The organism is Embleya sp. NPDC005575 (genome assembly GCF_040605455.1).
GTDB lineage: Bacteria > Actinomycetota > Actinomycetes > Streptomycetales > Streptomycetaceae > Embleya.
The window spans coordinates 1-12,166 of record NZ_JBEXCV010000210.1; the positions used below are offsets into that span (position 1 = coordinate 1).

12 protein-coding genes and 1 pseudogene are annotated in these 12,166 nt (G+C 69.0%); 12 read left to right on the top strand and 1 reads right to left on the bottom strand.

Annotated elements, in window-relative coordinates; translation table 11 throughout:
- The 8 genes and pseudogenes from ABZS54_RS38845 to ABZS54_RS38880 all read left to right on the top strand — a co-directional run.
- Positions 1-229: pseudogene (locus tag ABZS54_RS38845) on the top strand (hypothetical protein); the annotation flags it as partial.
- 130 nt (positions 230-359) lie between these two features.
- Positions 360-821: a carboxymuconolactone decarboxylase family protein gene (locus ABZS54_RS38850; protein ID WP_355546943.1), complete on the top strand. Its 462-nt coding sequence runs from the start codon at positions 360-362 to the stop codon at positions 819-821.
- A gap of 173 nt (positions 822-994) precedes the next feature.
- Entirely contained in the window at positions 995-1,240 is a 246-nt protein-coding gene (locus ABZS54_RS38855; protein ID WP_355546945.1) for a hypothetical protein, read from the top strand.
- A 245-nt stretch (positions 1,241-1,485) separates the two neighbouring features.
- Positions 1,486-2,052, top strand: coding sequence for a DUF308 domain-containing protein (locus tag ABZS54_RS38860; RefSeq protein WP_355546947.1), 567 nt, complete (start codon positions 1,486-1,488; stop codon positions 2,050-2,052).
- A gap of 264 nt (positions 2,053-2,316) precedes the next feature.
- Entirely contained in the window at positions 2,317-3,012 is a 696-nt protein-coding gene (locus ABZS54_RS38865) for a response regulator transcription factor (RefSeq protein WP_355546949.1), read from the top strand.
- 10 nt (positions 3,013-3,022) lie between these two features.
- Positions 3,023-4,117 carry a HAMP domain-containing sensor histidine kinase gene (locus ABZS54_RS38870; RefSeq protein WP_355546951.1) on the top strand — a complete coding sequence of 365 codons (1,095 nt, stop codon included), beginning with the start codon at positions 3,023-3,025 and terminating at the stop codon, positions 4,115-4,117.
- 151 nt (positions 4,118-4,268) lie between these two features.
- Positions 4,269-5,255: an endonuclease/exonuclease/phosphatase family protein gene (locus tag ABZS54_RS38875; protein WP_355546965.1), complete on the top strand. Its 987-nt coding sequence runs from the start codon at positions 4,269-4,271 to the stop codon at positions 5,253-5,255.
- Positions 5,256-5,371: 116 nt separating this feature from the next.
- Positions 5,372-6,562: a peptidoglycan bridge formation glycyltransferase FemA/FemB family protein gene (locus tag ABZS54_RS38880; protein WP_355546953.1), complete on the top strand. Its 1,191-nt coding sequence runs from the start codon at positions 5,372-5,374 to the stop codon at positions 6,560-6,562.
- A gap of 30 nt (positions 6,563-6,592) precedes the next feature.
- On the opposite strand, the gene murF is transcribed toward ABZS54_RS38880, so the two are convergent.
- Positions 6,593-7,936 (bottom strand): UDP-N-acetylmuramoyl-tripeptide--D-alanyl-D-alanine ligase, encoded by a 1,344-nt coding sequence (gene murF / locus ABZS54_RS38885; RefSeq protein WP_355546955.1) that lies wholly within the window; start codon positions 7,934-7,936, stop codon positions 6,593-6,595.
- A gap of 106 nt (positions 7,937-8,042) precedes the next feature.
- Between murF and ABZS54_RS38890 the strand changes: the two genes are divergently transcribed.
- The 4 genes from ABZS54_RS38890 (at position 8,043) to ABZS54_RS38905 (ending at position 12,090) form a co-directional block, all read left to right on the top strand.
- Complete coding sequence (locus ABZS54_RS38890; protein ID WP_355546957.1) at positions 8,043-9,020, top strand: D-isomer specific 2-hydroxyacid dehydrogenase family protein; 978 nt, start codon at positions 8,043-8,045, stop codon at positions 9,018-9,020.
- Entirely contained in the window at positions 9,013-10,065 is a 1,053-nt protein-coding gene (gene vanA / locus ABZS54_RS38895; protein ID WP_355546959.1) for a D-alanine--(R)-lactate ligase, read from the top strand. The genes ABZS54_RS38890 and vanA overlap by 8 nt, the downstream gene beginning before the upstream one ends.
- On the top strand, positions 10,062-10,679 hold the full coding sequence (gene vanX / locus ABZS54_RS38900; protein WP_355546961.1) for a D-Ala-D-Ala dipeptidase VanX: 618 nt from the start codon (positions 10,062-10,064) through the stop codon (positions 10,677-10,679). The genes vanA and vanX overlap by 4 nt, the downstream gene beginning before the upstream one ends.
- Positions 10,680-10,872: 193 nt before the next feature.
- Complete coding sequence (locus ABZS54_RS38905) at positions 10,873-12,090, top strand: GNAT family N-acetyltransferase (protein ID WP_355546963.1); 1,218 nt, start codon at positions 10,873-10,875, stop codon at positions 12,088-12,090.
- Positions 12,091-12,166: the final 76 nt, after the last annotated feature.

A 12,166-nucleotide genomic window follows, 5' to 3' on the forward strand; every position in this document is an offset into this window, starting at 1 on the left:
GGCTCTTCCGATCGGGCCCGCCTGGTGGCGGCCGGACTGGTCGTGGAGCACACGCCGGGCGCGGCGGCGACTCCGAGCGCGGCGCCGCGCCCGGACGTCGCCGAAGTTCTCCATCCGGCCCTCGTCTCGGGTGCGCGTCCGGCACGTGTCGCCGTACGGCGGGGCGACCCGCACCACGTGCAACGGCACGGCCTGGACGTACTACCAGGCGGTCAAGGTCCTCGGCTGACGACCGCGGTCGAAAGATTCCTCCCGTTCCCTGTCACACGTTCGCGGGTTGCTCCGTCAGTGCTGTGTAGGACCCCGCAGGGCCGGAACGGCATCGCCGACCGGCTCGCCCACACACTGGAGGAGACGTCATGACCGCTCGGATGAAGAACCCCGCGATGGTGCTGCCCGACGCGATGAAGGGGATCCAGAACATCTACAAGGCGATGTACGCGGGCGGTGTGCAGCCGCAGATCCTGGAGCTGGTCCACCTGCGCGCCAGCCAGATCAACGGCTGCGGCGCCTGTGTGTTCGCCGGTGTGACGAGCGCGAAGAAGTCCGGCGAGAGCGACGAGCGGCTGCACGCGGTGGCCGCCTGGCGGGAGGCGTCGTTCTTCACGGATGCCGAGCGCGCCGCGTTGGCGCTGACCGAGGCGTCGACGCGGCTGGCCGACCATTCCGGGCAGGCCGTGTCGGACGCGCTGTGGGACGAGGTGGCCGACCACTTCGACGAGCAGCAGCTCTCCGCGATCATCCTGATGATCTCGGTGACGAACTTCTTCAACCGCATCAACACCACCATCCAGGAGCCCGCCGGCGCGACCTGGAGCTGACCGCACCCGGCGGTGGCGGTACGACCGGACCCGACCGGCGACCTCGGCATCGGGGTCGCCGGTCGGGCTCGGGTCCGAGCCATCCACACCTTCGGGCGCGCAACCGTCATCCGATCGGGTGGAACGCACGCCGATGCCCCGAGCGAGCCATGCCCCCGAACTATCAAGGAGGCATGAACGACGAGTCGAGTTCGACGGTGACGCGCCCGCCCGACCCGGGGACGGGGTCGTACGGGTGCGCGCCCGGGGCACCGCGGCAGATGTGGCCGGTCGGCGTGGGCGCGACCCCGGTGTTCGATTCGCTGGTGCGCGAGTGGGCCGAGACCACTCGCCAGATGCCGCAGGCGGCACCCACGTACAGCTGCGCCTCCTGCCGTCTGCCGCATCCGCCGGCGCCGTGGGGGCCACCGACGCCGTAGGGCGTGCTGTCGCGAGCTTCGCCCGCGTCGGCTACGGCCCCGGGCTTGTTCGTCCCGCGGATCGCGGGAGCGGGCGCCGACGCGGAGGCGCGCTCGTGGCGTGCGTGCGACGGTGGGCGGGAGTGGACGCGGGCCGCTCGCCGGATCCGGGTGGGCGCGAGCGTCGATCACCGGGAGGAAACATGTCTCCGATCTCTCGTGGCCTCGGGAACCGGTCGGCGGGATCCGCATGGGGGTCGTCGGGGGTGTCGCGCGTACTGCTCGTGCTCGCGCTCGCCTCGGTGATCCTCGGCGCGGTCGTGCTGGCCTGGCCGACCCAGACGGTGCGCGTGATCGCCATCCTGTTCGGCTTGTATTTGCTGGTCAGCGGCCTGATGCAGCTCGCGCTGGGCGCGGGTGGCCTGTTCGCGGGCGGCCTGCGGGTGGTGCTGATCGTCAGCGGCCTGCTGTCGGTGGTGCTGGGCATCCTGTGTCTGGGCGGCGGCTCGCGCTCGGTCACCGTGCTGGCCGTCTGGATCGGTATCGGCTGGCTCGTGCGCGGCATCGCCGAACTGGCGGGCGCGGCGGCCACCGGCGGATTGCCCGGCCGGGGCTGGATGGTGTTCTTCGGGAGCCTGGACATCGTCGCGGGCATCGTGCTGATCGCCGCCCCGGTGACGAGTACCAAGGTGTTGGCCGTACTCGCCGGCATCGTGCTGATCGTGTTGGGTCTGCTCGGGGCGTTGGCGGCGATCGGCGTGGGCCGAGGCCCGACCCGCGCGGACGCGACCTGGCAGGCGGGTTCGGCGTCGCGGTCCTCGCGGCTGCCCTGAACGCGGGGCCGACGCGGCGAAGCGCGGCCGAACAGGACCTGGTCGCACGGCAGTTGGGTGACCGGCAGCCGAGAGCGCCGAGCAGCGTCGGGCCGGCGATCGCAAGGGCCGCGAGGAGGGTCGATCGGTTACGGCGGTCCGCGGCGCGGGGCTTTTCGCTGAAGGTCCTGAAGGTCATGCCCGCGGTCGAGGCCGCGGCATGTCGCCGTCCCGTATGAGGTTTTCGATACGACGACGATATGTCGGGGCTCGTAGCCTCGGAGTATGCGTGTGTTGATCGTCGAGGACGAGCCCTATATGGCGCAGGCCATCTGCGATGGCCTGCGCCTGGAAGCCATCGCGGCGGACATCGCAGGTGACGGCGATACCGCGCTGGAACTGCTGAGTATCAATACGTACGACATCGCCGTCCTCGACCGGGACATTCCCGGGCCCAGCGGTGACGAGGTCGCCAAGAGCATCGTCGCCTCCGGTAGTGGCATGCCGATCCTCATACTCACCGCTGCCGACCGTCTCGACGACAAGGCCACCGGGTTCGAGCTCGGCGCCGATGACTACCTCACGAAGCCGTTCGAACTTCAGGAACTCGTGCTCAGGCTCAGGGCACTTGACCGCAGACGTGCGCACAGCAGGCCGCCCGTGCGGGAGATCGCGGGTCTGCGGCTTGACCCGTTCCGCCGGGAGGTCCACCGCGACGGCCGCTATGTCGCGCTCACGAGGAAGCAGTTCGCCGTACTCGAAGTCCTCATCGCCGCCGAGGGCGGTGTCGTCAGCGCCGAGGAACTGCTGGAGCGGGCCTGGGACGAGAACGCCGACCCGTTCACCAACGCCGTACGGATCACCGTCTCAGCCCTGCGCAAACGGCTCGGCGAACCCTGGATCATCGCCACCGTGCCAGGCGTCGGCTACCGCATCGACACCGCACCCGGCACCGGACGCGAGGGGCAGAGCCGTGGCTAGGCAGCCTGGCGTGAGCGTGCGCGTCAAGCTCACCCTCAGCTACGCCGGATTCCTCATGCTGGCCGGCGCCCTGCTGATGGGGGCGGTGTGGGTGTTCCTCCTGAGGTACGTCCCCGACCGGGCGATGCTCTACAACCCCGATGACAGGCTCAATGGCGGTGTTTTCCCCATCCGGTCCGCTCTTCTGAACGAATTCGCTCCGAGGGCAGCCGCAGTACTGGCATTCCTGCTGGTGTTCGGCCTCGTGGGAGGGTGGATCCTCGCCGGCCGCATGCTCGCTCCGCTGACCCACATCACGGACGCCACCCGCATGGCCACCAACGGATCGCTCTCCCACCGCATCCGGCTGCCGGGTCGCGGGGACGAGTTCCGCGAACTCGCCGATGCCTTCGACATCATGCTGGAGCGGCTCGAAGCACACGTCGCCGAGCAGCAGAGATTCGCCGCCAACGCCTCGCATGAACTGCGCACGCCGCTGGCGACCACGCAGGCTCTTCTCGACGTGGCGCGCAACGATCCGCACCACGACACCGACGAGCTCGTCGAGCGCCTTCGCGTCGTCAACGCCCGGGCGATCGACCTCACCGAGGCGCTGCTCGTGCTCAGCCGCGCCGATAAGCAGGCCTTCACCCGGGAGCCCGTCGACCTGTCCCTGCTCGTGGAAGAGGCCGCCGAGACACTGCTCCCGCTCGCCGAGAAGCGCGGGGTCGCCATCGACACCACCGGTGACATCGCCACGGCTTCCGGGTCGCCGGCGCTGCTGTTGCAGATGACGACGAACCTCGTGCACAACGCCATCGTGCACAACCTGCCCGAACGCGGTTCGGTGTGGGTCCGCACCGGCGTCCGCTCCGGGAGCGTGGTACTCACTGTCGAGAACAGCGGGGAGAAGCTCTCCCCAGAGTTGGTCTCGATCCTGACCGAACCGTTTCAGCGCGGCACCGAACGCATCCACAACGACCACGCCGGGGTCGGCCTCGGCCTGGCTATCGTCCAGCGGATCGTCCACGTACACGACGGATCCCTCACCCTCACCCCGCGCGCCGACGGCGGCCTGCGCATCGCCGTTCAACTGCCCGCCTCAGCACCGCATTCAGCCGAGTAGTTCAGGAACTTGATCAGTGAGTGAAGCAAGACAAGACGTTGCGGACGCGCGGCAGCGGGTCGAAGCGGAGGGGCGCGCCGGGACCGCCGTGAACGCCGAAACCGCCGAGACCACCAAGACCACAGTGAAGCGCTCGGTCATCCACCGGGCGATCGGCAGCCTGTCCCGGCCGGGGCCGTGGAAACGCGGCCGGTTGCTCGCGGCGCCGGCGCTACTGCTCGGCCTGCTCCTGCTGCTGCATACGCGGATACCGAACCGGATCGGGAACATCGGCAGTCTGGTGGAGACCACCCTGCCGTGGTTCGGCGTGTTCATCCCGGTGCTGTTCGCCGGGGCACTGTGGCGTCGGTCCGCCTCCGCGGTGGTCGCGCTGCTGCTGCCGGTCGTGACGTGGGTGAGCCTCTTCGGCGGGCTACTCATCGACAAGTCACGGCCGGGCGGCGACCTCACTGTGGTCGGCCACAACGTCGACGCCGACAACCCGGACCCCGCCGGCACCGCCCGCGACCTGGCCGCCTCCGGCGCGGACCTGTTGGCCCTGGAGGAGATCACCGCACAGGCGAAGCCGACGTACGAGAAGGAACTGGCGAAGGCGTACCCCTACCACTCGGTACAGGGCACGGTCGGGCTGTGGAGCAAGCTGCCGCTGTCGGATATCCGGCCGGTCGACATCGCGCAGGACGTCGGGCCGCTGGGGGACTCCAAGGCTGCCGACGTCAAGCTGGCCGACAACCGGGCGCTGCGTGCCACGGTGGCCACCGACCACGGGCCGCTGGCCGTGTATGTGGCCCATCTGGGATCCGTTCGCGTGAATCCCAGGGGAGGCTTCCGGACGGCGAGCCGGGACAGGAACGCCGAGGCGCTCGCCAAGGCCGTCGCCGCCGAGCAGAACAAGCGGGTGGCGCTGCTCGGCGACATGAACGGCACCACGGACGACCGCGCGCTCGACGGCATCACCTCGCAGCTGCACTCGGCCCAGGACGCGGCCGGGAACGGCTTCGGCTTCAGCTGGCCGGCGAAGTTCCCGATGGTACGGATCGACCAGATCCTCACCCGGGGCGTGGAGCCGCGGAGTTCGTGGGTGCTGCCGGCCACCGGGAGCGACCACCGGCCGGTGGCGGCCCGCGTCAGCTGGTGACCGCATCCCGGTACGGGACGTGCCGGAACAGGCTGGACCGAAAGTTCCGGAACATATCGCCGGCGTATCGAAAACCGCATACGCGCCCGCAACACCGCATTGCCTTGACTGGCGGCATGTCCTACAGCGAATCAGTACACACAGCAGCCGGAACCCGGCGGTACTCGGGGGCAAGCGCCTCGGGCGGGCCTTTGACCGTCTGGCCGATCAGCACCACCGAGCACTTGGCGTTCGTACGGTCCCAGCGGTCGGCCAGTTTCCTGCAGACGTCGGCCTGGGGCCGTGTGAAGACCGAGTGGCGCAGCGAGTCCCTCGGCTGGTTCGACGGCGGACAGCTGGTCGGTGCCGGGCTCGTCCTGCACCGCCCGGTGCCGAAGCTCGAACGGTTCACGCTGGCCTATCTGCCCGAGGGCCCGGTCATCGACTGGACCGGCGATCTCGGCGTGTGGCTCGACCCGCTGGCGGCTCATCTCAAGGCGCACGGCGCGTTCGGGATCCGGCTCGGCCCGCCGGTGCGCACGGACACCTGGAGCGCCGCCCAGGTCAAGGAGGGTGTCGCCGACCCGGGCACCAAGCGGCTCACCGAGGTGCCCAGCCAGTGGTCCGACCCGGTCGGCGCCCAGGTGGCCGGCCGGCTAAGGCGTGCGGGCTGGCTGCCGCAGAGCCCTGTGGACGGCTTCGGGGTCGGGCATCCGCAGTTCAAGTACGAGCTTCCGCTGGCCGGCAGGACCGAGGAGCAGCTCCTCAAAGGCATGAACCAGCAGTGGCGCCGCAACATCAGGAAGGCGGCAAAGGAGGGTGTCGAGGTCACGGTCGATACGGTCGGCGCGGGCCTGAAGGCGTTCCACGACCTCTACGTCCACACCGCCGAGCGGGACCGCTTCACGCCCCGGCCGCCGGGCTACTTCGAGACCATGTTCGCCGAGCTGAGCGCGGAGGATCCCGAGCGGATCAAGCTCTATCTGGCCCGCCACCAGGACGACTTGGTCGCCGCCACGATCCTGGTCCGCGTCGGTGCCCACGCGGTGTACTGCTACGGCGCCTCCTCCACCGAGAAGCGCGAGGTGCGCGGCTCCAACGCCTGCCAGTGGGCGATGATCCGCGACTCGCTCGCGGCCGGCTGCGACTGCTACGACCTGCGCGGCATCACCCCCACCCTCGACGCCGACGACCCGCACGTCGGGCTGATCCGGTTCAAGGTCGGCACCGGTGGTCAGGCGGTGAGGTACGTGGGCGAGTGGGACCTGCCCCTGCGGCCGTTGGTCTACCGGGCCTTCGACCTCTACATGAGGCGCCGCGGGCGGTAGGCCCGACCGACAGCAGGACGGGAGGCCCAATTACGTGAGCTGGGCGGCCACTTCGTCGAGGCGGGCCCCGCGGGACGCCTTGACGAGCACCACGTCGTCGGCGGCGAGGTGGCCGCGCAACCAGGTGACGGCCGCGCCGTTGCCGTCGAGCACCACCGCCCGCTCCCCCGCTCCGTCGGCGATCGACCGGGCGGCCTCGCCGACCACGGCCACCACGTCGGCGCGGGCGGCGGCGTACTCCCCGATGGCACGGTGCTCGGCCGCACTGGCGTCGCCGAGTTCGAGCATCTCGCCGAGTACGGCGATGCGGCGCCCACCCTCGATCGCCGCCAGCGCGTCCAGGGCGGCGCGGGTCGAGTCGGGGTTGGCGTTGTAGGAGTCGTTGAGCAGCGTCGCGCCGCCGGCGAGGACGCGCAGCTCCATCCGCCACTGAGACAGGGGAGCGGTGGCCAGCGCCGCCTCGGCCAGGTCGAGAGGTACTCCGGCCGCCAGCCCCGCGGCCGCGGCGGCCGACGCGTTGAGCGCCTGGTGGGCGCCCACGTGCGGCAACGCGACGGATGTGCAGGCGTCGGCGGTCCGCAGCGTGCAGGACGGACGGCCGAGCCCGTCGAGATCCAGGCCGAGCATCGTCACGTCGGCGTGCTCCGCCCGGCCGAAGGTCAGCACGGGGCCGTCGGTGAGCGCGCGCATCGCGTCCACGCGGGGATCGTCGGCGTTGAGTACGGCGGTGCCGCCGGGCGCGAGCCCCCGCACCAGCTCGCCCTTGGTTTCGGCGATGGCCGCGCGTGACCCGAACTCGCCGAGGTGCGCTTGGCCGACGTTGAGGACGACGCCGATGTCGGGCGCGACCAGGCCGGTGAGCTCGGCGATGTCGCCGATGTGGCGGGCTCCCATCTCCAGTACGAGGAACCGGGTGGCCGCGTCCGCGCGCAGCATGGTGAGCGGCACACCGAGCTCGTTGTTGAGCGAGCCGATCGTGGCGACCGTCGGCCCAGCGCTCGAAAGCACGGCCGCCAGCAGGTCCTTGGTGCTGGTCTTGCCCTGCGAACCGGTCACCCCGACGACGGTGAGGCCGTCGCGCAGCCGGGCCACGACGTGCGCGGCGAGCGCCTGCAGCGCGGCCCGAGCGTCCTCGACGACGACGGTGGGCAGCAGCGTGGGCCGGGAGCCGAGCACGGCCACCGCGCCGGCCCGGCCGGCCTGACCGACGTATTCGTGGCCGTCGACGTGCTCACCGGCGAAGGCGACGAAGAGGCCGCCCGGCTCGGCCTGCCGGCCGTCGAGTACGGCCGGCGCGGTCACCGTCACGGACGCGTCGCCCTCGACCGTCCCGCCGACAATCGCGGCGATCTCGCCGAGGCTGAGGGGGATCACGCTGATTCCTTGTACGTCATGCCACCAGTCAATGCGCCGCGGTGTATCGCCGGCATATCGAAATCCACATACGTTCCGGCAACACCACGACGCCTTGACTGTACGTATGACCTACAGCGAACCACCCCGCATCACCGTCTATGGGTGCGGCCCCGATGAGGCCGTCTTGTTCCGAGAGCTGACGCCACGCTTCGGTGTGACGCCAACCATTGCGGACGCACCGGTATCCGAAGCGAATATCGAGCTGGCAGCCGGAAGCCGATCCATCAGTGTCGGCCACAAGACTCCCATCGCCAACACCACTCTTCTTGCGCTTGGCCAAGTCGGCGTGACGTATATCTCCACGCGGAGCATCGGGTGCAACCACATCGATGTGGAATACGCGGCCGGCATCGGCATCACGGTGGAAAACGTCAGCTACTCGCCGGACAGCGTGGCCGACTTCACGCTGATGCTGATACTGATGGCGGTACGCAACGCGAAATCCATCATCCGGCGCGCGGATGTCCACGATTACCGGCTGAACGAAGTGCGCGGCAAGGAACTGCGCGATCTGACCGTCGGCGTGATCGGCACAGGACGCATCGGCGCTGCGGTCACGGACAGGCTGCGCGGTTTCGGTTGCCGCATACTCGCCCACGACAATCGCCCCAAAATCTCCGCCGAATACGTTCCTCTCGACGATTTGCTACAGCAGAGCGACCTGGTCACGCTGCATGCACCGCTCAACCCGGATACGCATCATCTGCTGAACCGGCAGCGTATCGAGCAGATGAAACAGGGCGCGCTGATCGTCAATACCGGACGAGGGGCACTCATCGACACCGAGGCCCTTGCATCGGCACTGGAAAGCGGCAGACTCGGCGGCGCGGCATTGGATGTCGTCGAGGGCGATGAAGGCATCTTCTACGCCGATTACCGAACCAGGTCCATGAAAAGCAAGTCACTGCTGCGGCTGCACGAGCTGCCGAATGTGCTCATCAGCCCGCACACCGCCTACTACACGGACCACGCCCTGCGTGACATGGTCGAAAACTCCCTCACCAACTGCCTGAAATTCGAAAGCGGGAACCGGCATGGATAAACTGAAGGTCGGCATCATATTCGGCGGACGTTCCGAAGAGCACCCCATCTCCATCAAGTCCGCACAAGAGGTCGCCCGGAACCTCGACGCCGAGAAGTACGAACCGTTCTATATCGGCATCACGAAGGACGGCGCCTGGAAGCTCTGCGACGGCCCCGACGCGGACTGGGAGAACGGAAACTGCCGTCAGGCCGCGCTGTCGCCGGACAGCACCGTGCACGGACTGCTTGTCCGGGACGAGGGGCAGGCGCCGGGGCGGTACGAGATGATCCCCCTGGACGTCGTACTGCCCGTGCTGCACGGCAAGCGCGGCGAGGACGGTGCGATGCAGGGGCTGCTCGAACTCTCCGGCATCCCCTATGTGGGCTGCGATGTGCAGAGTTCCGCACTGTGCATGGACAAATCCCTTGCCTACACCGTCGCCGCAAGCGCGGGAATCGCCACGCCGAATTTCTGGATCATCGCTGGAGACCAGAACATCGATCCCGGCCTGCTCACCTATCCGGTCTTCGTGAAGCCGGCGCGTTCGGGCTCTTCTTTCGGCGTCACCAAGGTGTCCCGGGCAGAAGAACTACAGAGCGCGGTGGAGACCGCACGGCAGTATGACGCGAAGGTGCTGATCGAAGAGGCCGTCGTCGGCAGCGAGATCGGCTGCGCCATCCTGGGGAACGAACTCGACCTGATGGCAGGCGAGGTGGACCGGATCGCCCTCTCCCACGGCTTCTTCCGGATCCATCAGGAGGATGCGCCGGAAACCGGTTCCGACAACTCGACGGCCATCGTTCCGGCCGATATTCCTGCGGAGTCACGCGTGCTCGTCCAGGAGACCGCCATGGCCGTATACCGCGCCTTGGGTTGCAGCGGTCTCGCACGGGTGGACCTGTTCCTCAAGGAGGATGGAGCGGTGGTCCTCAACGAGGTGAACACGTTCCCCGGCATGACCTCGTACAGCCGCTATCCCCGCATGATGGCGGCCGCAGGCATACCGCTCGGTGAAGTGCTCGACCGAATCCTGTCCTTGGCCCTGACGGGGAAGAGCCGATGAAGGACGACTTCGTATTCGTGGACGAACTCGTGTCCGGAACAGCCGGAATGCGCTGGGACGCCAAGTACGCCACCTGGGACAATTTCACCGGCAAGCCCGTGGACGGATATCTGGCCAATCGGATCGTCGGCACCAGGGTGCTGTGCGAAGGACTGGAACGAGCGCGCGAGCAGGCCGAATCCCTGGGCTTCGGCCTGCTCCTTTGGGACGGGTATCGCCCGCAGCGCGCCGTCGACTGCTTCGTACGCTGGTCAAAGCAGCCGGAGGACGGCCGCACGAAGGCGCGGCACTATCCGAACATCGGCCGGGCCGAGATGTTCGAACAGGGATATGTGGCCGCCAAGTCGGGTCACAGCCGGGGCAGCACCGTTGACCTCACGCTCTACGATCTGGCTTCCCACGAGATCCTCCCCATGGGCGGCGGCCATGACTTGATGGATTCCATCTCGCATCACGGAGCACAAGGGATCACGCAGGCCGAAGCGAGAAACCGCCGGCACCTCCGCACCCTCATGGAGACCTGCGGTTTCAGCGCATACGACTGCGAGTGGTGGCATTACACGCTGACCGACGAACCGTATCCGGACACGTATTTCGATTTCCCCATCGCATAGTCGAGCACGAAGTAGCGGAGCACCGCCAGGCCCGGGCACCAGAGCGGGGAGATCCACCAGCTGTTGCCGATCTCGGTGCCGGGCAGGGGCGTTCGTGGCGGGGGATGGTCGAACGCGAGCCGGCCACGGGACGTCGGACGAGGGACCCGCCGAAACCCGATGGCGACGCCGCCCGGGCCCGACTAGCGTCACGATGGTGAGTCTCGACATCCGGGAGATCCCCGAAGAGCACCTGGACCAGATATTGGATCTCGCCGATCTGGCCTTCCACGAGAAGGAATCGGACGAGAAACGCGAGCGCTTTCGCGAGTCGCTGAGCAGATGCGACCGTATCGGGGTGTACGACGACGACACCCTGGTCGGCCAGATCGCCGCACACCGCTTCTCCCTGTCCGTGCCCGGCGGTGAACTGCCGTGCGCAGGACTGGACTTCGTGGCCGTCGCGCCGACCCACCGGCGCCGCGGGCTGCTCGCGCGGATGATGGCCGAACAGTGGCGCCGGTGCGCCCAGGCCGGCCGGGCGCTGTCCTGCCTGTGGGCCTCCGAGGACGCGATCTACGGCCGCTTCGGCTACGCCCCCGGAACCGAGGGCTGCACCGTGGAGATCGACAGCCGACGCCCGCTCGCCCTGCGCATCGCTCCGGACCCGCGCCCGTTGCGGCTGATCGACGCGGCCAAGGCACCGGTCGTGCTCGGACCCGTGTACGAGGCGGGCCGCGCGCTGCGCCCGGGTCGCTTCGCCCGGGACGAGGAGTGGTGGGCCAAGAATGTGCTCGCCTTCGACGATGACGACGACGAGGGTACGGTCCGGATCGTGGTTCTCGGTGAGCCCGGCGCCGCCGCGGCCGGTTACGTCGTCTACCACGTCGAGGCCGTGACCGGTGCGTCACCGGTGGTCGAGGTGCACGAACTGGAGGCCGACAGCGCGCCTGTGGCCGCCACGTTGTGGGACTACCTGGCCTCGATCGACCTGACCGACAAGGTGGTGGGCCGGGTCCGGCCCTTGGACGATCCGCTGCTGCTGTTCGCGGCCGATCGGGACCAGGTGCGAGTGACCAAGCAGTTCCCGGCGTTGTGGATGCGCCTGGTGGACGTGCGCGCCGCGCTGACCGCGCGCTCGTGGGCGGCGCCCGTCGACGTGGTCCTGGCGGTTCGTGACCCGGGGGTACCCGCCAACGACGGCCGCTTCCGCCTCACCGCCGGCCCCGAGGGCGCGACCTACACGCCGACCGAGGCACCGGCCGAACTCACCCTGGACGTACCCGAACTGGCGGCCTGCTACCTCGGCGGCACCCCGGTGGCCCGCCTGGTGGCGGCCGGACTGGTCGTGGAGCACACGCCGGGCGCGGCGGCCCGCCTGGACGCGGCGCTGCGCACGGACCTGTTGCCGTTCGCCCACGAGGACTACTGAGCAAGCGCGGACGATTTCGCGAGGGTCGGCGCGAGCGACGAACCCGGGTCCGCACGGCCGGCTGGAGCGGCCGTGC

Excerpts from the sequence above, each read along its gene's own strand:
- ABZS54_RS38865 (WP_355546949.1), top strand. The coding sequence starts at position 2,317 with ATGCGTGTGTTGATCGTCGAGGACGAGCCCTATATGGCGCAGGCCATC.
- ABZS54_RS38890 (WP_355546957.1), top strand. The coding sequence starts at position 8,043 with ATGACCTACAGCGAACCACCCCGCATCACCGTCTATGGGTGCGGCCCC.
- ABZS54_RS38880 (WP_355546953.1), top strand. The coding sequence starts at position 5,372 with ATGTCCTACAGCGAATCAGTACACACAGCAGCCGGAACCCGGCGGTAC.
- ABZS54_RS38850 (WP_355546943.1), top strand. The coding sequence starts at position 360 with ATGACCGCTCGGATGAAGAACCCCGCGATGGTGCTGCCCGACGCGATG.
- vanA (WP_355546959.1), top strand. The coding sequence starts at position 9,013 with ATGGATAAACTGAAGGTCGGCATCATATTCGGCGGACGTTCCGAAGAG.
- ABZS54_RS38855 (WP_355546945.1), top strand. The coding sequence starts at position 995 with ATGAACGACGAGTCGAGTTCGACGGTGACGCGCCCGCCCGACCCGGGG.
- ABZS54_RS38905 (WP_355546963.1), top strand. The coding sequence starts at position 10,873 with ATGGTGAGTCTCGACATCCGGGAGATCCCCGAAGAGCACCTGGACCAG.
- vanX (WP_355546961.1), top strand. The coding sequence starts at position 10,062 with ATGAAGGACGACTTCGTATTCGTGGACGAACTCGTGTCCGGAACAGCC.